The organism is Methyloversatilis sp. XJ19-49, assembly GCF_024580145.1.
Lineage (GTDB): Bacteria > Pseudomonadota > Gammaproteobacteria > Burkholderiales > Rhodocyclaceae > Methyloversatilis.
In genome coordinates, this window is sequence record NZ_JANINI010000007.1 from 197942 (window position 1) to 221636 (window position 23695).

Below are 23695 nucleotides of genomic sequence, written 5' to 3' on the forward strand. Positions count from 1 at the left end.
CGACCGGCTGTGGGAGCGGCGGCCTCGCCGCGATCCGTGCCGCGACCATCGCTGTGCGGAGTGCCGATCGCGGCGAGGCCGCCGCTCCCACAGCCGCTCCCACCAAACCGTCGCCACTCACACACAGCGTCTACGGTGATTGCCGCAAGCGCGCCAGCACGCGCCAGTCGCGTCCCACGGCGCGGATGTCGCGCACATCCAGATCGATGCGCTGGTCCAGCGTATCGAACGGGCCGAGGTTGAACAGGCCCATGCCGCGGCCGAGCACGGTCGGCGCGACATACATCAGCAACTCATCGACACAGCCTTCGCGCAGCAGCGAACCATTGAGCTTGTGACCGGATTCGGCGTGCAGCTCATTGATGCCACGCGCACCGAGCGCCTGCAGCAGGGCCGGCAGGTCGACCTTGCCGCCGTCGTTCGGCAGCACCAGCAACTCGGCACCGGCGTCGCGCAGCGCGCGGGCGTTCGGCACATCGTCCGATGCGCACGCCACCAGCACCGGTGCGCGGTCGATGTCGGCGAACAGCTTCGCAGCGGGTGACAGCGCCAGCCGGGCATCGACAATGACGCGCAGCGGCTGGCGCTCCACGGGCACCTCGCGTACGGTCAGTGACGGGTTGTCCTCCTGCACGGTGCCGATGCCGGACAGCACGGCACAGGCGCGCGCGCGCCAGCGGTGACCGTCGCGGCGCGCCGCCCGGCCGGTGATCCACTGGCTGACGCCGTTGTCGAGCGCCGTTACGCCGTCCAGCGTCGATGCGGTTTTCAGCCTGACCCAGGGGCGACCGCGCGTCATGCGCGACACGAAGCCGATATTGAGTTCATGCGCTTCCTGCTCCAGCACGCCGCAGGTGGTCGCGATGCCGGCCGCGGCCAGCCTTGCCAGCCCCTGACCGGAGACCAGCGGGTTCGGGTCCTGCATGGCGGCCACAACGCGCGCCACACCGGCCCGGACCAGCGTGTCGGCGCAAGGTGGCGTGCGGCCATGGTGACTGCATGGCTCGAGCGTCACGTACGCGGTGGCGCCGCGCGCCGCATCGCCGGCGGCTTGCAGCGCATGCGCTTCGGCGTGCGGCTCACCCGCCCTGACGTGCCAGCCCTCGCCGACGACCTGTCCGCCGCGCACGATAACGCAACCGACGCGCGGGTTGGGCGTCGTCGTGTTCAGTCCGCGCGCCGCCAGCCTCAGCGCTCGCGCCATGTGAAGTGCGTCGCCCGCCATTCAGCCGGCCGCCTTGCGCGGCGCGCGTGTCGGCTTGGTCACTTCGCGCACCACTTCGGAGAACTCGTCGACGTCCTCGAAATTGCGATACACGCTGGCAAAACGAATGTAGCCGATCTTGTCGAGCTTCTTGAGTTCGCGCATCACCAGTTCGCCCAGCCGGTCGGTCGCCAGTTCGCGCACGCCCATGGTGAGCAGGCGCTCCTCGATGCGATCCATCGCCAGATCGACCGATTCGGTCGTGACGGGACGCTTGCGCAGCGCCAGCATCATGCTGGCGCGCAGCTTTTCGCGGTCGTAGTCGGCGCGCCGGCCGTCCTTCTTCACCACCTGCGGCATTTTCAGGTCGACCCGCTCGTAGGTCGTGAAGCGCTTGTCGCACGCCGCACAACGTCGGCGGCGGCGGATGATGTCGCCGTCCTCGCTTTCACGGGTTTCGACGACCTGGGTGTCGGGCGAACTGCAGAAGGGGCATTTCATCGGAGCGCTCCGTGCTTGATTCGCGGCGATGGTACGCCTAGCAGGACGCTACGGCATCCCGCACGGAGCCATTACGATCCCACTGATCAGCCGCCTTCGCTGAGCGCAATGATCCTGTTGTAGACAAAAGCAGTCAGTGCCAGTCGGTCCTGCTCCGGAACATCGGTGAATTCAACGCCATGATTCAGGATGGCCTGCTCGCCTTCCGGGTCACTGGCGTGCGTGACCGAACGGATGACGCCGCCTACCTGCACGAACTGGTCGATGTCGTCGAACTGCAGGCGAAACTTGCAGGTGAATGGGCTGCCGGTTTCGCCCAGCGCCGACTTGCCGGCCAGCAGCGCGCCACCCTTGCTGATGTCGATCAGCGTCGCCGCGTGCGCAGCGCCTGCCGCGTCGGTCACAGCGGCGATGATACGGACCGCTGCCCGCTGCGCCTGACGCACGCGCATGCCGCTGACCTTCTTCGGATAGCTCAGGTGCAGGTAGGGGAAGGGGGTGTTCGACATCTTCAGCACGTGCGCCGGAAAGGCATACACGCTCTTGCCCGAAAACAGGCGGACGACAAACGCGGCGTCCTGCTTGACGATCGCATAGCTGCCTTCGACCATCGGCGCAGTCACCATGACACTGCGGCCCTTGGAATAGCCGAGCAGCCGAACGGTGTAGCGCTGCCCGTCGTCGCCGGTACCCTGAAGCTGGAAGACGTCGCCGATCTGCAGACGGATTTCTTCCAGATCGAGCTGCACGCCAGCTTTGTCGCCCTCCCGCCTGGGTTCGTTTTCCTGACCGGCGCGCGCCGTCACCGACGGCAGGCTGGTACTGACCTTGTCCCGGTAAAGTCCCCGTTCGCTCAGCACGTCAAGCTGGTTCTGCGTCTGTACGATCACGCCCGCCTTCAGCAGCAGCTTGTTGTTCTGGTCATACAGTGAATACGGCAACGGTCTGCCGATCGCGACGTCCGACTTGCGAACAGGAATCATCTGTCACTCCGAAAATGTATGGTCTGCAAACGTATCGACACCCCGCGGCAAAACTTGATGTCGCCGGGAAACATTCCCGACGTGCCTTGAGCACCGGTGTGACGTTTCGGTTATCCACGACTGGTCGCCGGTCCCGGGCGTGTCCCATAATGCGGTCACGCCAACGCGGGCGATCCCTGCGTACGGCGCTGCCATGGCAGCCACCCGCTGCCGCTTCAGAGCTGTCGACATATGCATCACCCATGCGCAGACGGACAGGCGCCCCGGACGAGCCTCTCTTCGCCCGGCACGCTGACCACCCCGGACGGGCTCCATGCCCCGGTCGGGTTGTGCATCGGCAGTGCATTTGATCGAACGGTCGATCAAACAAGAGGAGAAGTCCTGTGTCTGCACTACCCCACCCCCTGCTGGTCTCGGATCCGGACGCCGTCGAAACCCAGGAATGGCTGGACGCGCTTGAAGGCGTGATCGAGCACGCGGGCGAACAACGCGCGCATTACCTGATCGAACGGCTGACCGAACAGGCGCGACGCGCCGGCATCAACCTGCCGTATTCGGCGACCACCGCGTACATCAACTCCATCCCGGCCGGCAAGCAGGTGCAGGCACCCGGCGACTACGAAATCGAACACCGCATCCGCAACTACATCCGCTGGAATGCGATGGCGATGGTGCTGCGCGCCAACAAGCACACCAATGTCGGCGGCCACATCGCCAGCTTCGCGTCGAGCGCGACGCTGTATGACGTGGGTTTCAACTGGTTCTGGCATGCGCCGAGCCCGACCCACGGCGGCGACCTCATCTACTTCCAGGGCCATTCGGCGCCTGGCGTGTACGCCCGCGCCTTCCTGCTCGACCGCATCAGCGCGTCGCAGCTCGACAACTACCGCCAGGAAGTCGGAGGCGAAGGCCTGTCGAGCTACCCGCATCCGTGGCTGATGCCCGATTTCTGGCAATTTCCGACGGTTTCGATGGGGCTCGGGCCGCTGCAGGCCATCTATCAGGCCCGTTTCATGAAATATCTGCAGGACCGCGGCATCGCCAATACCGAAGGCCGCAAGGTGTGGTGCTTCATCGGCGACGGCGAAACCGACGAACCGGAAACACTGGGCGAAATCGCCATGGCGGCGCGCGAGAAACTCGACAACCTGGTGTTTGTCGTCAATTGCAATCTGCAGCGCCTCGACGGCCCGGTACGCGGCAACGGCAAGATCATCCAGGAACTGGAAGGGGATTTCCGCGGCGCCGGCTGGAATGTGATCAAGCTGCTGTGGGGCGGCTACTGGGACCCGCTGCTGGCTCAGGACAAGAACGGCTTGCTGGCCCAGCGCATGATGGAAGTGGTCGACGGCGAATACCAGACCATGAAGGCGCGCGACGGCGCCTATGTGCGCGAGCAGTTCTTCGGCAAATACCCGGAACTGGCGGCCATGGTCGCCAACTGGAGCAATGAGGACATCTTCCGCCTGAACCGCGGCGGCCATGATCCGCACAAGGTGTATGCCGCCTATGACGCGGCGGTCAAGCACACCGGCCAGCCGACGGTCATCCTGGCCAAGACCATCAAGGGCTACGGCATGGGCGGCTCGGGCGAGGCGCAGAACATTTCGCACCAGCAGAAGAAGGTCGACCTGGAATCGCTGCGCGGCTTCCGCGACCGCTTTGATCTGCCCATCAGCGACGCCGACATCGAAAACCTGCCCTACCTGAGGTTCGAGGAAGGGTCGAAGGAACTGCAATACATGCGCGAACGTCGCATGGCGCTGGGCGGCTACCTGCCGAGCCGCCGCACCAGGGCCGAGCCGCTCGAGGTGCCGCCGCTGTCCGCCTTCGACGCCCTGCTCAAGGCGTCCGGCGACGGACGCGAACTGTCGACCACGATGGCTTTCGTGCGCATCATGAACATCCTGCTGCGCGACCCGCATGTCGGCAAGCGCGTGGTGCCCATCGTGCCCGACGAATCACGCACCTTCGGCATGGAAGGCATGTTCCGGCAGATCGGCATCTGGAATCAGGAAGGCCAGAAGTACGTGCCGCAGGACGCCGACCAGTTGATGTTCTACAAGGAATCGAAAACCGGCCAGATCCTCCAGGAAGGCATCAACGAAGCGGGCGGCATGAGTGACTGGATCGCCGCCGCGACCAGCTACTCGGTTCACGGCGTCGCCACGATCCCGATCTATCTGTTCTATTCGATGTTCGGCTTCCAGCGCGTCGGCGACCTGATCTGGGCGGCCGGCGACCAGCGTTCGCGCGGCTTCCTGATCGGCGGCACGGCCGGGCGCACGACGCTCAATGGCGAGGGCCTGCAGCATGAAGACGGCCACTCGCATCTTTGGTCGGCCGCCATCCCCAACTGCATCAGCTACGACCCCACCTTCTCGTATGAAGTGGCGGTCATCGTGCAGGACGGCCTGCGCCGCATGATGGCGGAGCAGGAGGACGTGTTCTATTACCTCACGGTGATGAACGAGAACTACGAGCATCCGGCGATGCCGGACGGCGCCGAAGCGGACATCCTGAAGGGCATGTACCTGTTCCGCCGCGGTGCGGCCTCCAACGGCCCGCGCGTGCAGCTGACCGGCAGCGGCACCATCTTCCGCGAGGTGATCGCCGCGGCGGAACTGCTGCGCAGTGACTGGGGCGTCGAGGCCGACCTGTGGTCGTGCCCCAGCTTCACCGAACTGGCGCGCAACGGCACCGAATGCGCGCGCTGGAATCTGCTCAATCCGCTGGAAGCACCGCGCATGTCGCACGTCGAGCACTGCCTGCGCGACACGCGCGGACCGGTGATCGCCGCGACCGACTACGTACGACTGTTCGCCGAGCAGATCCGTGCCTTTGTACCGCGCCGCTACGTGGTGCTGGGTACCGACGGTTTCGGGCGCTCCGACACGCGCGAGGCGCTGCGCGCGCATTTCGAGGTAGACAAGCACTGGGTGACGGTCGCTGCGCTGAAGGCGCTGGCGGACGACGGCGCACTGGACCGTGCAAGGGTGGCCGAGGCCATCGCGCGTTACGGGCTGGACGTGAGCAAGCCCAACCCGCTGTGCGTCTGAGTCGGCACTGACCGACAGGCCGACCCGAGCCGCGACCCGGCGGGGCGCCTTCCTGGCCGCGCCGCGCGCGGTCGACCCTGAACAAGCGAGGCTGAAATGAGCACCATCAATATAGAAGTACCTGACATCGGCGACTTCGCCGATGTCCCGGTCATCGAAGTTCTGGTCAAGCCGGGCGACCGCGTCGCACTCGACGCACCGCTGGTGACGCTGGAATCCGACAAGGCCACCATGGACATTCCGGCGCCGGCCGCCGGCGTGATCGGCCAGATCACCGTCAAGATCGGCGACCGCGTGTCGCAGGGCGCGACGATCGGTACCATGGAAACAGGCGCATCGGAGGCAACGACCGCGTCGGCGGCCGCTCCGGCGACCGCCGACGCAGCACTGCCGGTTTCGCCGCCCCCGGCCATGCCGATCGCAATCGCCGTGCCGGCCGCACCCGCCCCGTCCGCCTCAGGCGATTTCGCACCGCCTGCCGCCGCCGCACCACGGATCAGCGGCAGCAAGNTCGCCGCCCCCGGCCATGCCGATCGCAATCGCCGTGCCGGCCGCACCCGCCCCGTCCGCCTCAGGCGATTTCGCACCGCCTGCCGCCGCCGCACCACGGATCAGCGGCAGCAAGGCGCACGCCAGTCCGTCGATGCGCGCCTACGCGCGCGAACTGGGGGTCGATCTGACCCGCGTCGCGGCGAGCGGACCGAAGAACCGGGTCATGCGCGAGGACATCAATGCCTTCGTCAAGGGTGCGCTGCAGACGCCGGCCGCCGTTCAGGCAGCGACCGGCAGCGGTACCGGGCTGGATCTGCTGCCCTGGCCCAAGATCGATTTCACCAAGTTCGGCGACATCGAACGCAAGCCGCTGTCACGCATCCGCAAACTGAGCGCGGCCAATCTGTCGCGCAACTGGGTCATGATCCCGGCGGTCACCTATCACGAAGACGCCGACGTCACCGACCTAGAAGCCTTCCGCCAGCAGATCAACGCGGAACAGGCCAGGGGCGGCACCAAGCTGACCATGCTCGCCTTCATCATCAAGGCGGTGTGTTCGGCGCTGAAGAAATTTCCCGACTTCAACAGTTCGATCGACCTGCAGGCCGAAGAACCTGCGCTCATCCTGAAACAGTACTGCCATATCGGCTTCGCCGCCGACACACCGGGCGGGCTGATGGTGCCGGTCATCCGCGACGCCGACAGGAAAGGCGTGGCTCAGTTGGCCGTCGAATGCGGCGAACTGGCGGCCAAAGCGCGCGACGGGAAGCTGTCTGCTGCGGAGATGCAGGGTGCCTGCTTCACCATTTCCAGCGTCGGCGGTCTGGGCGGCACCGGATTCGCGCCCATCATCAACGCGCCGGAAGTTGCCATCCTCGGCGTCAGCCGCACCACGATGAAACCGGTGTGGGACGGCTCGGCCTTCCAGCCGCGCCTGATATTGCCGCTTTCGCTGACCGCCGATCACCGCGTGGTCGACGGCGCCGCAGCGACCCGCTTCAACGCCCATGTCGCGACGCTGCTGGCCGACATGCGCCGCGTGCTGATGTAAGGAGACCGACATGAGCACACTGACTGTAAAAATTCCCGACATCGGCGACTTCAAGGATGTGCCGATCATCGAAATCATGGTGAAGCCCGGCGACACGGTGGAGGCGGACGCGCCGCTGATGTCGCTCGAGTCCGACAAGGCCACGATGGACATCCCCTCGCCGCAGGCCGGCCGCATCGTCGAACTGAAGGTGAAAGTCGGCGACCGCGTGTCCGAAGGCAGCGTCGTGCTGACGATGGAGGCGGCGGTGTCTGCTGAAACCGTGCCTGCGGGCGCAGCCCCTGCGGCCGCGGCGTCCCTGCCACAATCGGTCGCCGAACCTGCCCCGGCCACGGGCGGCGCGCCGGCCAGGGTCGACGAAAGCTGCGCCGTTCTCGTGATCGGCGGCGGCCCCGGCGGCTATTCGGCCGCCTTCCGTGCCGCCGACCTCGGACTGGATGTGATCATCATCGAGCGCTACGCCACGCTGGGCGGCGTCTGCCTGAACGTGGGCTGCATCCCGTCCAAGGCGCTGCTGCACGTCGCGGCGGTGGCCGACGAAGCCGAAGCGCTGGCCGCACACGGCATCAAGTTCGGCGCCCGCGAAGTGGACCTCGGCGCCCTGCGCGGCTGGAAGGACAAGGTGGTCGGCAAGCTGACCGGCGGTCTGTCCGCCATGGCCAGAGCGCGCAAGGTGAAGGTGGTGCGCGGCACCGCCCGCTTCGTCGATCCCAACCATGTCGAGGTCGCCCTCACCTCCGGCGACGGCAAGGCGGAATCCGGCGAGAAGAAGGTACTGAAGTTCGGCCACTGCATCGTCGCCGCCGGAAGCCAGGCGGTGAAGCTGCCCTTCATGCCGGACGATCCGCGCGTGGTCGATTCGACCGGCGCGCTGCTGCTGGCCGACATTCCGAAGCGCATGCTGGTGATCGGCGGCGGCATCATCGGCCTGGAAATGGCCACCGTGTATTCGACGCTGGGTGCCCGCATCGACGTGGTCGAAATGACCGGCGGCCTGATGCAGGGTGCCGACCGCGATCTGGCCAAGGTGTGGGAGAAGAAGAACGCCCAACGCTTCGACGCCGTCATGCTGAACACGCGGGTGACCGGCGCCGAAGCGACGGCAGCGGGCATGAAGGTGAGTTTCGAGGGCGCGAAGGCGCCAGCAGAGCCGCAGACCTACGATCGCGTGCTGGTCGCGGTCGGCCGCTCGCCGAACGGACGCAGGCTGAACGCCGAAGCCGCCGGCCTGCGCGTGGACGAGCGCGGATTCATCCCGGTCGACAGCCAGATGCGCAGCAACGTGGCGCACATCCACGCCATCGGCGACATCGTCGGCCAGCCCATGCTGGCCCACAAGGCGGTGCACGAAGGCCACGTCGCGGCGGAAGTCATCGCTGGCCACAAGCGTCATTTCGACGCCACGGTGATTCCGTCGGTCGCCTACACCGACCCCGAAGTCGCCTGGGTCGGTCTGACCGAAGACGAGGCCAAGGCACAGGGCCGCAAGGTGAACGTCGGCAAGTTCCCCTGGGCGGCCAGCGGACGGGCCATCGCCAACGGTCGCGACGAGGGCTTCACCAAATTGATTTTCGACGCCGAAACCGGTCGCATCGCCGGCGGCGGCATCGTGGGTGTGTCGGCCGGCGACATGATCGGAGAGATCACGCTGGCCATCGAAATGGGCGCCGATGCCGTCGATATCGGTCACACGATCCATCCGCACCCGACGCTTGGCGAATCGATCGGGCTGGCAGCTGAAGTGGCAGAGGGAAGCTGCACCGATTTGCCCAGATCAACGCGATGACCGCGGAGCAGGCTTGTCGACTTTTCTTACAAAACCCGGGGAAAAAGGAAAGAAGATTAAATTAACAGATTAAAAACAGTGGGTTGTAAACCCACCAATTGACGGCCCGTTTCTTGCATGATGTCTGTTCGATACCGTAGCGTGACGTGATCCTCTGCACAGGCACCTACCCTGTGTTTGACGATAGACTCCGGCACGCATGGCGGTTACAACACATCGGGCAACGGACAAATGGAAAATAATTCGGAAATCGATCGCACTCGCGAGGCTTCGTTACCGACGCCACAGGAAACGGCACTGCGCCGCAGCCTGCTCAAGGCCGGGTTCGGGGTAGGCGGCGTGCTGATGGCACGGCAGGCGAAATCCACGTTCGACACGCCCTACCAATGCACGCTGTCCGGCCAGATGTCGGGCAACGTAAGCCGGAACGATGGAACGACACCGAACTGCAAGATCGGACTGTCACCCGGATTCTGGCAACAACCCAGTCGCTTCACCACCGACTGGAAGGTATCGGCGCCGAAAATCTGCAAAAAAGTCAGCGGTGCCTGGACCATATATACCGGCACGAACCCGCCGCCCTTCCCTGAAATCAAGGACACCACGAAGTGGAGGGTTTCCGGGACCGTCACGGTAAGCGGTTCGTCTGTATCGTGCTCGCTTGGCGCAACCCTCTCGTCTGTGTTGGGTACGACGGTAGGCCTGACCGGCATTCCCAATCTCGCCAACGGTTCAAGCCGCCAGGTAAGTCTTTGGGAACTGGTTGCTTACGGCAATGACGCAACGGCCTTTCCGCAACCGATCGGACAGTTTGCCCGCCACATTGCCGCCGCGGTTTTGAACGCAAAGGCCTATCCAACGACCTATCCGATCACGATCCCCCAGCTTCGCGCGATCTGGGATGCCATCACGGGTGGCGGCACAAGCGCCGCGGGCGAGTACGATTTGATGGGAACAGGACTCGATTTTGGTGAAATCCAGGATTACCTGAACACCACGTGGGGATAATCGACAATCCGCCCTGTCGCGTCGAGTTCATCGAAACCGAAGGACTTCTTGTGGCCCGGTTTGCCGACGAAACGGAAGCCGTGGTATATGACGCGGCGCACTGCACACTCGCTGTCGTGGAAGTGCTGCAGCAGTAAGCAGACGGCGTCACAAGCCGTTAAGCTGCGCGGACCGACCATCCATCCGCGCAGCAGGTTGTTCCCCTGAAACACTCCCAGATCAGAATCGGAAGCTTTTCGGTACGCGTGCAGTGCGATGTGCCCGCGTTCTGGCGTGCTTTCGACTTTTTCTATGCGGACAACCCGCCTGAGCCGGCCGAAGGTTTTTGTGATTTTTCGGTAAGGCTGGTCACACCGGGGCTGCTCCGCAGACCAGTCCATCCGCAGATCACGTTCGATCTCGATGGCGTGCGTCCATTCAAGCCACTGCCGGAACACCAGGCCTTTCCGCTTTTCGAGTGGGGCCTCAACTGGTGCATCGCGATGCACATGCATCGCTGCGTATTGATTCATGCCGCGGTGGTCGAGCGCAACGGCTTCGCGCTCATCCTTCCCGCCCCGCCGGGTTCCGGCAAAAGCACGTTGTGCGCCGGCCTGACTGCGCGCGGCTGGCGGCTGCTGTCCGATGAGCTCGCGATGATCACTCCGGACACGCTGGAACTGATTCCATTTCCGCGCCCGATCAGCCTGAAGAACCGGTCGATCGACGTCATGCGTGACTATGCGGGCGCCGATGTCATCGGGCCTGTTTTTGCCGATACCCACAAGGGCGATGTGGCGCACATGAAGGTACCGCCTTCCGCTCTCGCGGACACACACGTCAAGGCGCAGCCCGGATGGATCGCGTTTCCGAAGTACCGGGCGGGCAGTGCGCTGCGCCTGTCACCAATGGCCCGTGCGCGCACCGTGCTTGCGCTTGCCGACAACTCGTTCAACAGTGATCGTCTCGGCGAACAGGCCTTCCGCACGCTGTCGAGCACCGCAGCCGCAAGCGGATGTTTCGAGTTCGAGTACAGTATCCTCGACGAGGCGATTGCCTGCTTCGATGCCCTCGCCGACATGCGCGCGATGCGATGACCCAAGCAAAACTGCCGCTCTGCGTGTTGCTGGTGACCCCTGCATGGGCAGCCGACCTATCCTTGCGGCAGTGGGAAACCGTCATCGTGCAAGCTCGAAAGTCCAAGTTGCTCGGGCTTCTGCATCATGTCGTTTCCCGAAGCGGACACGCGCATCACGTGCCGGAACGGGTGTGGCTCCACCTCGCGTCGGCCGCGCAACTGGTGGCTGAGCAGCATCTTTCGCTGGGTCATGAAATACGCCAGATACTGGACGCACTGAAATCCGTCGATGGCCGGATCGTGGTGCTGAAGGGCGGCGCATATGTCCTGCGCGGTCTCGAGGCCGGTCATGGACGGACCTTTTCAGACATCGATATCCTGGTGCCACGCGAAAAGCTGGGAGAAGTCGAAGCACGGCTGATGGTGGATGGCTGGGTCAGTCAGCATCGTGACGCCTACGACCAACGCTATTACCGGCAATGGATGCATGAGATTCCGCCGATGTCGCACATTCGTCGCGGCACCACGCTCGATATCCATCACGCGCTGACGCCGCTGACGTCGCGAATTCTTGCTGATTCGTCGGCGATGCTCGCGGCAGCCGAGCCGCTCGTATCCGACAGCCGGCTCATGACACTCTCACCGCAGGACATGGTACTGCACAGCGCGACTCACCTGTTTCTTGAAAGCGAGTTTCACAGCGGGTTGCGGGATCTTTTCGACCTCTACTCGCTGATCACCGAGTTCCGCAACCGCGACGCCTGCTTCGATCAGAAGCTTCTTGCGCGCGCAGTCGATGTCGGCCTGACGCGCCCCATCTTTCTTGCCTTCCGTTACCTGCAGCGGATCCTGTCGCTCGACATCCCGACCACCACGGCATCCGAACTGCAGCGCGTGGCCCCTAACCCGCTCCATCTGCAGGTACTGGACACGCTCTTCACCCGTGCTCTGTCGCCCCACCACGAGAGCGCCATGGATCTCCTGACGCCGGTCAGCCTGTTCCTGCTGTATCTGCGCGGCCACTGGCTACGTATGCCGATCCATCTGCTGGTCGTTCATCTGAGCCGCAAAGCCGTCATGAAAATGACAAAAAAGACCGATAATGAGGGTGAATCCGAAACCGCAAGATGAGCAATGAATAGCGATGACCTGAAGAAAGCCGTGGCCCGCTCGGCGCTGGCCCATGTAGTGCAGGGAGAACTGCTCGGCGTCGGCACCGGTTCGACCGCGAATCACTTCATCGACCTGCTGGCATCCGAAGGCTTGAAGATATCCGGCGCGATCGCCAGTTCGGAGGCCTCGGCAGCCCGGTTGCGCGGTCACGGCATCACCGTGCTGACGCTCGACGAGGTGATCACTTCCGGTCGGCGCATCCCGGTCTATATTGACGGTGCGGACGAGATCGATCCCGGGCTGCACCTGATCAAGGGTGGCGGCGGCGCGCTGACGCGCGAGAAGATCGTGGCCGCGGCCTCAGACTGCTTCGTGTGCATCGCCGATGAATCGAAGTGCGTCGACGTGATGGGACGTTTCCCGCTGCCCGTTGAAGTGATTCCGATGGCCGTTGCGCTGGTATCGCGCGAACTGCTGCGTCTGGGCGGTGTGCCGAAGGTGCGCCAAGGCTTCGTCACCGACAATGGCAACCTCATCATCGACGTATCCGGCCTGTCCATCACCGATCCGGTCGCGCTGGAAACCGAGCTGGACCACCTGACCGGTACCGTGACCAATGGCCTGTTCGCCCGTCGCCGCGCGGACATTGCGCTGATATCCTCGGTCAATGGCGTGCAGACACTGCGCGGCTGAACACTCTGGCGCGCGAACAGTCTCACTTCAAACCCTCTTCCGGAACGCATCGACATGAGCGAGCACATTTCCAAGCGCTATGACCACGAGCTGGAAGGCCTGCGCACTGGCTTGCTGCAGATGGGCGGTTTGATCGAACAGCAGATCGAGCACGCCATGCGCGGTGTGATCGAGCGCAACCTGCCACTGCTCGAAGAAGTCATCGCCACCGAAAGGAAGGTCAACGCGATGGAGATCGAGCTGGATGAGGCGTGCAATCAGCTGATTGCCAAGCGTCAGCCGGCCGCGAGCGATCTGCGCGTGATCATGTCGATGGTCAAGACCATCACCGATCTGGAGCGCGTGGGGGACGAAGCGAAGAAGATTGCCAAGATGGGGCGGCACATTCTCGAATCCGACGCCATTTTCGTGCCGCGCGTCGAGTTGCGCCACGCTGCCTCGATGGCGGTCGACATGCTGCGCCGCACGCTGGACGCGCTGGCCCGCCATGATCTGGCGAGTGCCACCGAAGTCGTGCGCCAGGACAAGGAAGTCGACGCCGAATTCAAATCCATCATGCGCCAGCTCATCACTTTCATGATGGAAGACCCGCGCACGATTTCCTGCGGGCTGGACATGCTGTTCATCGCCAAAGCGATCGAGCGCATTGGCGACCACTCGAAGAACATGGCGCAGTACGTCGTGTTCATGGTCAAGGGAACCGACGTGCGACATGCCGGGCTGGCTGCCATGGAAGCGGCAGCCGCGGCTGATTGAGCATGGCTTTCAGGCGGTGTGTGCCGAGCGTCGCCCTCTGAGTTCGGCTCGACGGGCGCTCCTTTTGCATCGAAGCAACGGCAAAACCGGTGGCCGGACAACCTAGGCTGTTCGGCTGGGTGTAAATCCGCCGCAAACCCTCTAAACTCCGCCAGATACAAGAACTTAAGATGGATGGGGGTCGTCAGTGTCGATTGTCAGGGCGGGACTTGCATACGCGGGCGTGGGCGTGGCCGTACTCGCTTCTGCGGGTCTGCGCGCGGAAGAATCCTCTGACGGTCCGCGATTCGAAGTAAGAAACTACACGGTCGCCGGCGGTTCGGTGTTCCGTCCGCCGGAAATCGATGCGCTGCTGACGCCCTATGTCGGCAAGGCCGTCGGATTTGGCGAGATCGAAGCCGCGCGCACTGCGCTGCAGGCCGCTTACCACCGGCGTGGCTTCGGCGCGGCGCAAGTGAGCATCCCCGAGCAGGAACTGAGCAGTGGCACCGTCACGCTGGAGGTGCTTGAGCCCAAGCTCGAAGCGCTGACGCTGCAGGGCGCAACTCACCACGACGACGAGAACATCCGGCGCAGCCTGCCCGCCCTGGCGGAAGGCAGCATGCCCAATACAGAAGCTGTCGCGCACCAGTTGGCGCTGGCCAACGAGAACGCGTCGAAGCAGACCGACGTGACGTTCCGCTCAGCGCGCAAGCCGGGCGAAATCGCCGCAACCGTTTCGGTCACCGACAGCAATCCACTGCGCCGATTCGTGACCGTCGACAACAGCGGCACGCCATCCACCGGTACGCACCGCGTTTCGGTCGGTCTGCAGCACAACAACCTGTTCAACCGCGACCACGTCGCAACGCTGCAATACACGACCTCGATCGAACAGCCGTCCGACGTGACCATCGTCGGCCTCGGTTACCGCATTCCACTTTACGAAAGCGGCAACTCCATCGATCTGGTCGGTGGCTTTTCCAGCGTCAGTTCGGGTCAGGTGCAAGTGCTGAACTCAACCGCCACGGTGTCGGGCAGTGGCCGCATATTTTCCGCACGCTACAACTGGCACATGCCACGGATCGGCGAGTTTTCACAGCGCATCAGTCTGGCCGCCGACTGGCGCGATTTCGACAGCAGCTTCCTGCTCGACAACACACCCGGCAATCTCGTGCCGCGTGTCATCACGCATCCGATTTCCCTGTCGTGGAGCGGTAACTGGCGTGGCGACACGCGGGAAGCCGGCGTGCAGATCAGCGTAGCGCGCAACCTCCAGGGCGGCGAGCATGGTCGCGACACAGACTTTAACGCTCTGCGCGCGGGTGCCAACGCGCGCTTCGCAGTGATGCGCGCCAGCGCTTCGTGGTTCGAATTGTTGCCGCGTGACTGGCGTGTGCGGCTGCAGGCCCAGGGTCAGTTCACACGCGATGAGTTGGTATCCGGCGAACAGTTCGGTATCGGCGGAGCCGAGTCTGTGCGCGGCTTGCGCGAGCGCGTACTGGCCAACGACCGCGGCTGGCGGATCAGCGCCGACCTCGATACACCGGCCTGGACTGAAGACATCTGGGTCATGCGCGGCGTGCTGTTCGGTGACGTTGCACATCTTTACAGAGTCAATCCGCAACCGGGTGAAACTGCAGGGGATGGCGTGCTCTCGGCCGGCGTGGGCCTGCGCGTCAACTATTCCACATGGCTCTCGGGGCGGATCGACTACGCTCGTCTGATCGACGGCGCAGATCGTTACGCGTCCGGCAGTCACCGTGTTCATGCGTCGTTCAGCCTGAGTTTCTAGGCGGCAGCATCACAAGGGGCGGAAACGGTATCGCTCACTTCAGACATTACGACATGCGGGGAAGCAGTCGGAATTTTTGCGTTGGCCCGCACGGGCCTGAACCGGATTACCTGAAGCAGCGGTAATCGTGTTCACGGCCTCGCGGAGAAGAACTTGAGGCCGAAATGAACAAGGGTCGCTACAGACTGGTTTTTTCCGAAGAGAAGGGCGGTTACGTCCCGGTGCCGGAAGAAACGAAGGCATGCGGCAAGGGCGGCGGCGCGCGCGCGCTGCGCCGTGTCGTCGCTGCGATGGCGGCCGCATTGCCCGGCCTCGCAATCGCCAACCCGACCGGTCATCAGGTGGTCCACGGCAACGTCGGCGTTCAGGTCCAGGGCAGCACGCTGAACATCACGGCCAGCGACAAGGCCATCATCAACTGGCAGAAGTTTTCCATCCAGCCGGGCGAAACCACCCGCTTCATCCAGCCGAATTCGACCGCCAGCGTGCTCAACCGCGTGGTCGGACAGGATCCGTCGAGAATCCTCGGCAACCTGGTCGCCAACGGCCGCGTCTTCCTGATCAATCCGAATGGCGTACTGTTCGGTGCCGGCGCGAAGGTCGACACCGCCGGGCTGGTCGCGTCGACGCTGAACATCCGGAATGAGGATTTCCTCGCCGGAAGGATGAAGTTCGATGCCGACGACAATGCCGGCAAGCTGCGCAATGACGGCACTTTGAAAACGACCGGCGGCCCGCTGATCCTGATCGCCACCGATGTCGAAAACACCGGACTGATCACCGCCGAAAACGGCGATATCGTGCTGGCGGCCGGCAAGAGTGTCGAAATTGCCGATCCGCATCAGCCGTCGCTGCGCGTCAAGGTCGAAGCCGGTGGCGAGGCGATCAATCTCGGTCAGCTGATCGCGCGCGGCGGCAGCGTCGGCATGTTCGGCGCAGCGCTCACGCAGGCCGGCAAGATATCGGCCACCGGTGCGCACCGCACCGAAGACGGCCGCATCGTGCTGCGCGGCTCGAAATCCGTCACGCTCACCACACAGTCGGAAACGGTTGCACAAACCGCCGACGGCGCCGGCGGCTCGATCGACATCAGCGCCCCCGAAGTGAAGGTGGATGCGGGAGCCCTGGTGGATGCGAGCGGCACTGCGGGCGGCCGTATCGAAGTCAGCGCCGAACAGCGCGCGACGGTCGAAGGCACGCTGCGTGCGGTCGGCCGCGTCGATGCGCCCACGGCAGCAGTCACGCCCACGCCGGTTGCCACGGCTGCTCCGGCATCCGTCGCCGGTGGCGACCTCGACCTGCCGGTCACCGCTGCCGGCCCTGCTCCCGCGGCACCGGTCAGCGCATCGCCGGGCCAGGGAGGCGAAATCGTCGTCACCGCCGAGACCGTCGTGCTCGATGGCGATGCAGTGCTCGATGCATCGGGCGATACCGGCGGCGGTTCCATCCTCGTCGGTGGCGACTGGCAAGGCGCCAATGCGGAGGTCCGCAACGCTCGCATCAGCTGGGTCGGCCATGGCGTGAGCCTGCTGTCCGATGCGCTGCTGAACGGCGATGGCGGCAAGGTCGTCGTATGGGCGGACGAAGCCACCGCCTTCGCCGGCAGCATCTGGTCACGCGGCGGTCGCGAGGGCGGCGACGGCGGTCAGGTCGAAGTGTCCGGAAAGATGGCCCTGCTCTACCGCGGCCGCACGGACACCCGCGCCGAGCGGGGCCGCAATGGCGAGTTGCTGCTCGACCCGCTGGCCATCATCCTCCAGGGCGGCACTGGCGACGGCAGTACCGACGGCTCGCAGCTGTTCCGGAGTGGCGTCACGCCGGGCACCATCACGGCCGACGCGCTCGGTCCGACGCTGCTGTTCGAAAGCGAGATCGAGGAACAGAGCAAGACAACCGACATCATCCTACGCGCGCAACGTTCGGTAACGGTTGGCGGCAGTGCGTTCAGCTACACGGCGAGCGGAAACCTCGCAGGTGAAACGAGCGGCACACTGGCGCTGGCTGACGGCAGCAACCTGCTGATCGAAACGCGCAATCTAGGTGGCGAAGAAGGCGGGCCGAGTGCCGGCATCGATCTCGTGACCGGCGGCTCGCACGGCGTCAACCTGCGCATCATCACGCAGGGCACTGGCAGCATCACGATGCAGACCGGCTACAGCAACGGCACCGCGGTCGGCGATCAGCGCGCCGACATCATCGTGCCTGTGCTCACGGCCGGCGACGGCAGCATCCTGCTGCGTACCGTTCGCGGCACTGGGTCGACCATCCAGTTCCGCAATGCAGTCACCACCGACGGCGCGCTGCAAACGTTGGCCGACATGCATGTCGGCAGCCAACGCCTGCAGGGCAGCAACGGCGTGGCCATCGACGGCGACTACACGCTGGACAGCGGCACGCTGGATATCGACGGCGCCAGCGCAGCGATTTCCGGCACGCTCTACCTCGCCGGCACGCTCGACGGCAGCGCACCGCTGACGCTCGGCGGGCTGGTCTGGTACAGCGGCGTCATGACCGGCACCGGCGCGGTCACGCTGACGGGTGCCGGCGAGTTGCCGCCGAATTTCAATTACCGCTATCTCGACCGTACGCTCAACATTGCCGGCACGCTGGACCTGAAGAACAATCTTCAGCTCTACATCCGCAACGGCGGCACGCTGCACCTTACGTCGGCTGGCGTTCTGCAGTCGACGACGCATGACGGCAATATCTACTTCAACAGTGGCGGCAGTGGTACCGCCTTGTTCAGCGCAGACGCCGGCGCCCAGGTCAATGTTGCAGAAGGTCGGCAGCTCAGCCTTTACTCCGACAATAATGTCGGCAACCAGATTTCGGCCAGTTTCACGACCAGCGGCGCAGGAACGCTTGCGCTGACCAGCGGACGCTTCACCCTGACCGGAAATTCGGTGATCACCGGCAGCGGTAACCTCGCAATGGCGGGTGCCGACCTGTTCGGCAGCGGCAACCTGACCCTGGGCAACAACTTCCGCTGGCTCAACGGCGGCATGTATGGCGACGGTGTCACCCGCATCACCGGTCAGGCCCAGATGCCACAGGCAGCCGGCAACAGGTTCATCCAGCGCAGGCTGGAGGTGTCTGGCACGCTCGACGCCAACAACAACCAGTGGTTGTACGTGCAGAACGGCGGCGTGCTGCACATCATGTCGACCGGCACGCTGCGCTCGGTGACGCACGACGGCAACATCTACCTGCAGGCTGGCGGCAGCGGCAGCGCCGCATTCAGCGCAGACCAGGGGGCCCGGATCGATGTCGGTGCCTCCCGCACTCTGTCCCTGTTCACCGACAACAACACAGGAAACACCTTCTCGGCAGATGTGGATCTGACCGGAGCAGGCACCTTCGCATTCAGCGGAGGCCTTATCACGCTGAGCGGCGAGTCCTCGATCGGCGGCACCGGCCTGTTCACGATGAATGGCGCCAACGTAGGCGGTACGGGCAATCTGGACATCGACAGCCGCTTCGTCTGGACATCCGGCGCCATGGGCGGCAGCGGCGTCACGCGTATCGGCGGACTCGCTTCGCTGCCGCAATCGAACGCCAACAAATTCCTGCAGCGCCGGCTCGAAATCAGCGGCACGCTCGACGCCGACAACAACAACCTGCTGTACGTACAGGCGGGCGGCACCCTGCACCTGACATCCACCGGCCGGCTCCGCACCACGACGAACGACGGCAACATCTACCTGCAGGCGGGTGCCACGGGAACCGCGCGCATCAGTGCAGACGCCGGTGCAGAGATCGATATTGCAGACGGGCGCACACTGAACCTGTCGTCCGACAACAACCTCGGCAATGAAATGTCGGTCGATGTCGATCTGACCGGCACTGGCACGTTTGCCCTGACCAGCGGCAACATCACGCTGACCGGAGACTCGGCCATCGGGGGTGACGGCCTGCTGGCGCTGAGGGGCGCCAGTCTCAGCGGCAGCGGAAATCTCGATATCGACAGCCGCTTCGTGTGGACCAGCGGCGGCATGTACGGCGCCGGTACGACGCACATCAGCGGTGACGCGTCGATGCCGCAGGTGACCGCCAACAAGATTCTGCAGCGGCGGCTGGAAATCTCCGGCACCTTCGAGGCCGACAACAACTACTGGCTGTACGTGCAGAACGGTGGCGCGCTGCACCTGACATCGACAGCCACCCTGCGTTCGACGACGCATGACGGCCATTTCTATTTTGATGCAGGAGCCAGCGGCGTCACGCTGTTCAGCGCCGACGCAGGAGCTACCGTCGACGTCGCCGACGGCCTGACGTTGCGCCTGTTTTCGGACAACAACCTCGGCAACCAGTTGTCGGCCCGCCTGAATGTCACGGGAGCCGGCGCGCTTGCGCTGACCGGTGGTCGCTTCACGCTCGAAGGCGAGTCCGTCATCGGCGGTACCGGCACGTTCAGCCTGTCGAATACGGATCTGCTGGGCAGCGGCAATCTGACGCTGCGCGACAACTTCAACTGGCTGAGCGGGAATATGGGTGGCACCGGCCGCACCGTACTCGATACCTCGATCACGTTGAGCGGCACGCGCATCATCGATCGCGAACTGGTCATTGCCGAAGGTCGCACGCTGCTGCTGAACGACAACGGCGTGCTGCGCGGTTCCAGTTCCACGACCGGCGGTGGGCGACTGACTGCACTGGGTACGCTGGCCAAGGGTGAAGGCAGCGGCAACGCCTATCTTCAGTATCTGGACATCAGCGGCAACATCCAGAGCCGCGGCGGGCTGTTGCGCCTGCACGGCTACAGCGATGGCCAGGGCGCGTCGATCGGTGGCATGGTCGTGTCGTCGCTGAATGGCGGCGGCGTGCTGATGGAGTCCAGCACCTTCAACATCGCCGGCCAGCCGCTGCAGATCGCAGCTGACTCGACGCTGCAGATATCGGCCGGCACGATCCATCTCGACGGCGCACAGATCACCGGTGCAGGCACATTCCTCGTGTCGGGGGGCACGCTGCTCGTCAATGCCGATTCGGCCATCACGAGCCGCTTCACCCTGTCAGGCGGTACGCTGGCCGGTGCCGCGGACTTCACGATCAGCAACGCCTTCGACTGGTCGGGCGGCACGATGTCGGGCGACGGGCGCACCGTGGTGTCGGCTGGCACCATGGCGACCATCGGCTCCGCAAGCGCCTACAAGTTCCTGCAGCGCCGGCTTGACGTCGCCGGCACGCTCACGTTCAGCAACAGCACGAACTACGATCTGTATATCCGCGACGGCGGCACGCTGCACATCGCGAGCACCGGCACGCTGGCCACGTCGGCCAATGGTTTCATCTATCTGAACGAAAGCAGCAATGGAACCAACAACGGCAGCGTGGTCATCAGCGCCGACAGCGGCGGGCGCATTGCAGTCGCCGACGGCACCACGCTGTTCCTGACGGCCGACGGCGCAGCCAGCAATCACCTGCGCGGCAACTTCACGCTGAGCGGGCCCGGCGCGGTGCAGTTCAACAGTGGTCTTTTCAACGTTGATCAGGCCACGGCGTTTTCCGGCAGCGGCGTGCTCAGGCTCAATGGCGGCACGCTGGCCGCCAACGCCGCCACGCAGATCGCCAACTTCGAAATGACCGGCGGCACACTCGACGGCTCGGCCACGGCCACGCTGGGCCAGTTGCTGTGGCAATCCGGCTCGATGATCGGCGGCGGCAATACCGTGCTCACCGGCACTGGCACGATCAACAATACGTCGGCCTACAAGTACCTGCATCGCCGGCTTGAAGTCGCCGGCACGCTCACGTTCGGCAACAGCACGAACTACGATCTGTACATCCGCGATGGCGGCACGCTGCACATCGCCTCCACCGGCACGCTGGCCACTTCGTCGAATGGCTACATCTATTTCAACGAGAGCAGCAACGGCAGCAACAACGGCGTTGCAGCGCTCACATCGGCAGCCGGCGGGCGCATTGCCGTCGCCGATGGCACGACGCTGTTCCTGACGGCGGACGGCGCCGCGAGCAACCTGATCAGCGGCAATTTCACGCTCTCCGGCCCGGGCGCGGCGCAGTTGAATTCCGGTCTGCTCACCGTCGATCAGGCCAGCGCATTCACCGGCGCCGGCGTGCTGCGCGTCAATGGCGGCACGCTGTTCGCAGGCGCGGCGACCAGCATCGCCAACCTGGAACTGACCGGCGGCACGCTCGACGGCGCCGGCGCGTTCACGCTGAACCAGCTCGACTGGCGTTCCGGAACGATGACGGGTACCGGAACAACGGTCCTGGCCGGCAACGGCGCGCTGACCCAGCTCAACACGATCAAGTACCTGCAACGCCGCCTCGAAGTGGCGGGCACGCTGACACTGTCGAATTCCGCCAGTTCGGATCTGTACATCCGTGACGGCGGCACGCTGCACGTTGGCGCGACGGGCACGCTGGCCACTGCCGGCAACAGCTATGTCTACATGAACGAGAGCTTCAACGGTTCCGGCAACGGACTCGCCCAGCTTTCGTCTGCGGCCGGCGGACGCATCGTCGTAACCGAAGGCAACACCCTGTTCATTTCGGCGGACGGATCGTCGAACAACGTCATCGGCGGCAGCTTCCTGCTCACCGGGCCGGGTGTCGTGCAGCAGACCGCGGGCACCCTCACCGCCGATCTCGCCACGCAGATCAACGGCGCCGGCCTGCTGCGCCTGAGTGGCGGTACATTCGCCGCGACCGCGGCAACCAGCATCGCCAATCTCGAACTGAGCGGTGGTGCACTCGGCGGCACCGCCGATGTCATCATCAGCAGTCAATTCACATGGAATACCGGTTCGCTGACCGGCAGTGGTGTAGTCACGCTGGCAGGGACGTCTTCGATCGCCGCGGGCAGCGCGAGCAAGGACAGCTCGCGCGAAATCCGCGTCACCGGCAACCTGAGCATCGCAGACCAGACTGGCAACGGGCTGCGCCTGAACGGCGCACGACTTGCCATTGCCTCGGGCGGTGGCGTTGTGCTCGAGAACGGTTCGCGCATCACGCACACCACCAACGGTCGCATTGACAACGCCGGGCTGCTGGTCAAGCGCGGGCCCACAGGGCTCACGCTCGCAATGCCACTGACCAATACTGGCGTGCTGCGCATCGAAGAAGGTGTGCTCACGGCCAGTGCATTCCCGGTCAACGACAGTCGGGTCACGCTGCTGAACAACGCCACCCTGGTCACCGGCAACGCCAGCCAGCTGAACAACGGCAGCATCGACGGCGTCGGCACGATCAACGTCGGTACCGGTACGCTGACCAACGCCGGCCTGCTCCAGCCGGGTGGAAGCGGCAGTGCGGGATTGCTGAACATCCAGGGCAATCTGGTACAGACGGCCGCAGGTACGCTGGAAGCCGATCTGCTGGGTACATCGGTCTCACAGCAGGACACGCTTCAGGTCAGCGGCACCATCGCCCTGGATGGCGATCTGGTCATCACGCCGGCAAATGGCGTCGTGCTCGGTGCGCAGGACCGCTACACCGTGCTGTCCTGCCCGGCCGACGCCTGCCTGTCGGGCAGTTTCGCCAGCATCGACAGCAACGGTCTGACGGCAACGGCGACCACCTTCTCGAATGCGCTGAGCTTCGCCACGGGAACGCTTGCCAGCACCTGGATTTCCCAGGCATCGGGCTTCTGGGATATCGCATCGAACTGGGCCGGTGGCTTGCTGCCCACCGTCAGCACCGACGTGGTGATCGATCAGGCGGGTGAGCTTACGATCACGGTACGCAGCACGGGCGGCCCCATCACGATCAACAGCCTGTTCTCGAACGAGAATATTTCCGTCATCAGCGGCGCACTGACGCTGACCGACGATTCGACGATCAATGGCACGCTGTCGGTCTCGGGCGGCACGCTCAATGTCGGCACCCAACTCGACCTGAACCGCCTCGCGCTCAGTGGCGGCGCGATCTCGGGTGGCGTGCTGAACCTGCTCGGCGCGCAGTCCGCGCTGACGGGCGGCGGCGCGCTGAACAACACCACCCTGGTAATCGGCGAAACCGGACTGCAGGTCGGCGGCGTCTACATGACCAATGGCACGCTGCGCAAGCGTAGCGGCCTCGCATCGAACGCACTGGTGACCGTCGTCAACGGGGGCTTCCTCGAAGCACGTGGCACGCTCACGCTCGACGGCGCCACCGTGCGGCTCGCCAGCACCGGCTCCAGCACCTATCTGCGCGGCAACACCTCCGCCGGCCTGACCACTCTGAACATCGCCGGCAACGGCAGCATCGACTT

14 protein-coding genes and 1 pseudogene are annotated in these 23695 nt (G+C 64.4%); 12 read left to right on the plus strand and 3 right to left on the minus strand.

Annotation, left to right across the window (positions count from 1 at the left end; all coding sequences use genetic code 11):
• Positions 1-130: 130 nt before the first annotated feature.
• From ribD to NMQ16_RS10580, 3 genes are all read right to left on the minus strand, one after another.
• Complete coding sequence (ribD, locus tag NMQ16_RS10570) at positions 131-1204, minus strand: bifunctional diaminohydroxyphosphoribosylaminopyrimidine deaminase/5-amino-6-(5-phosphoribosylamino)uracil reductase RibD (RefSeq protein ID WP_373566774.1); 1074 nt, start codon at positions 1202-1204, stop codon at positions 131-133.
• A 21-nt stretch (positions 1205-1225) separates the two neighbouring features.
• Positions 1226-1705 carry a transcriptional regulator NrdR gene (nrdR, locus tag NMQ16_RS10575; protein ID WP_257080570.1) on the minus strand — a complete coding sequence of 160 codons (480 nt, stop codon included), beginning with the start codon at positions 1703-1705 and terminating at the stop codon, positions 1226-1228.
• A gap of 86 nt (positions 1706-1791) precedes the next feature.
• Positions 1792-2688, minus strand: coding sequence for a flagellar brake protein (locus NMQ16_RS10580; RefSeq protein WP_257080572.1), 897 nt, complete (start codon positions 2686-2688; stop codon positions 1792-1794).
• Positions 2689-3071: 383 nt separating this feature from the next.
• On the opposite strand from NMQ16_RS10580, the gene aceE reads away from it, so the two are divergent.
• The 12 genes and pseudogenes from aceE to NMQ16_RS10635 form a co-directional block, all read left to right on the plus strand.
• Positions 3072-5747 carry a pyruvate dehydrogenase (acetyl-transferring), homodimeric type gene (gene aceE / locus NMQ16_RS10585; protein ID WP_257080582.1) on the plus strand — a complete coding sequence of 892 codons (2676 nt, stop codon included), beginning with the start codon at positions 3072-3074 and terminating at the stop codon, positions 5745-5747.
• 96 nt (positions 5748-5843) lie between these two features.
• A pseudogene (locus NMQ16_RS19380) lies at positions 5844-6008 on the plus strand (biotin/lipoyl-containing protein); the annotation flags it as partial.
• Between the two features lie 265 nt (positions 6009-6273).
• The gene (locus NMQ16_RS10590) at positions 6274-7290 is read left to right on the plus strand and encodes a 2-oxo acid dehydrogenase subunit E2 (protein ID WP_373566775.1); all 1017 of its coding nucleotides are present in this window, start codon (positions 6274-6276) and stop codon (positions 7288-7290) included.
• Between the two features lie 10 nt (positions 7291-7300).
• Positions 7301-9076 carry a dihydrolipoyl dehydrogenase gene (gene lpdA, locus NMQ16_RS10595; RefSeq protein ID WP_257080584.1) on the plus strand — a complete coding sequence of 592 codons (1776 nt, stop codon included), beginning with the start codon at positions 7301-7303 and terminating at the stop codon, positions 9074-9076.
• Positions 9077-9307: 231 nt separating this feature from the next.
• On the plus strand, positions 9308-10084 hold the full coding sequence (locus NMQ16_RS10600; RefSeq protein ID WP_257080585.1) for a hypothetical protein: 777 nt from the start codon (positions 9308-9310) through the stop codon (positions 10082-10084).
• Positions 10075-10221, plus strand: coding sequence for a hypothetical protein (locus NMQ16_RS19385; RefSeq protein ID WP_257080587.1), 147 nt, complete (start codon positions 10075-10077; stop codon positions 10219-10221). The genes NMQ16_RS10600 and NMQ16_RS19385 overlap by 10 nt, the downstream gene beginning before the upstream one ends.
• A gap of 120 nt (positions 10222-10341) precedes the next feature.
• Positions 10342-11160 (plus strand): HprK-related kinase A, encoded by an 819-nt coding sequence (locus NMQ16_RS10610; RefSeq protein WP_257080597.1) that lies wholly within the window; start codon positions 10342-10344, stop codon positions 11158-11160.
• A complete protein-coding gene (locus tag NMQ16_RS10615) occupies positions 11157-12272 on the plus strand; it encodes a nucleotidyltransferase family protein (RefSeq protein WP_257080599.1) in 1116 nt (371 codons plus the stop codon). The genes NMQ16_RS10610 and NMQ16_RS10615 overlap by 4 nt, the downstream gene beginning before the upstream one ends.
• A 3-nt stretch (positions 12273-12275) precedes the next feature.
• On the plus strand, positions 12276-12947 hold the full coding sequence (gene rpiA, locus NMQ16_RS10620) for a ribose-5-phosphate isomerase RpiA (RefSeq protein ID WP_257080601.1): 672 nt from the start codon (positions 12276-12278) through the stop codon (positions 12945-12947).
• A gap of 54 nt (positions 12948-13001) precedes the next feature.
• Entirely contained in the window at positions 13002-13703 is a 702-nt protein-coding gene (gene phoU / locus NMQ16_RS10625) for a phosphate signaling complex protein PhoU (protein ID WP_257080603.1), read from the plus strand.
• A gap of 229 nt (positions 13704-13932) precedes the next feature.
• The gene (locus NMQ16_RS10630; protein WP_257080613.1) at positions 13933-15477 is read left to right on the plus strand and encodes a ShlB/FhaC/HecB family hemolysin secretion/activation protein; all 1545 of its coding nucleotides are present in this window, start codon (positions 13933-13935) and stop codon (positions 15475-15477) included.
• 164 nt (positions 15478-15641) lie between these two features.
• Positions 15642-23695: filamentous hemagglutinin N-terminal domain-containing protein (locus NMQ16_RS10635; RefSeq protein WP_257080615.1), on the plus strand; the 8054-nt coding region annotated here is incomplete at its 3' end.

Bases quoted from the DNA above. Each gene is read 5' to 3' on its own strand.
- ribD (WP_373566774.1), bottom strand. From the start codon at position 1,204: ATGGCGCGAGCGCTGAGGCTGGCGGCGCGCGGACTGAACACGACGACG.
- nrdR (WP_257080570.1), bottom strand. From the start codon at position 1,705: ATGAAATGCCCCTTCTGCAGTTCGCCCGACACCCAGGTCGTCGAAACC.
- NMQ16_RS10580 (WP_257080572.1), bottom strand. From the start codon at position 2,688: ATGATTCCTGTTCGCAAGTCGGACGTCGCGATCGGCAGACCGTTGCCG.
- NMQ16_RS10590 (WP_373566775.1), top strand. From the start codon at position 6,274: ATGCCGATCGCAATCGCCGTGCCGGCCGCACCCGCCCCGTCCGCCTCA.
- lpdA (WP_257080584.1), top strand. From the start codon at position 7,301: ATGAGCACACTGACTGTAAAAATTCCCGACATCGGCGACTTCAAGGAT.
- NMQ16_RS10600 (WP_257080585.1), top strand. From the start codon at position 9,308: ATGGAAAATAATTCGGAAATCGATCGCACTCGCGAGGCTTCGTTACCG.
- NMQ16_RS10615 (WP_257080599.1), top strand. From the start codon at position 11,157: ATGACCCAAGCAAAACTGCCGCTCTGCGTGTTGCTGGTGACCCCTGCA.
- rpiA (WP_257080601.1), top strand. From the start codon at position 12,276: ATGAATAGCGATGACCTGAAGAAAGCCGTGGCCCGCTCGGCGCTGGCC.
- phoU (WP_257080603.1), top strand. From the start codon at position 13,002: ATGAGCGAGCACATTTCCAAGCGCTATGACCACGAGCTGGAAGGCCTG.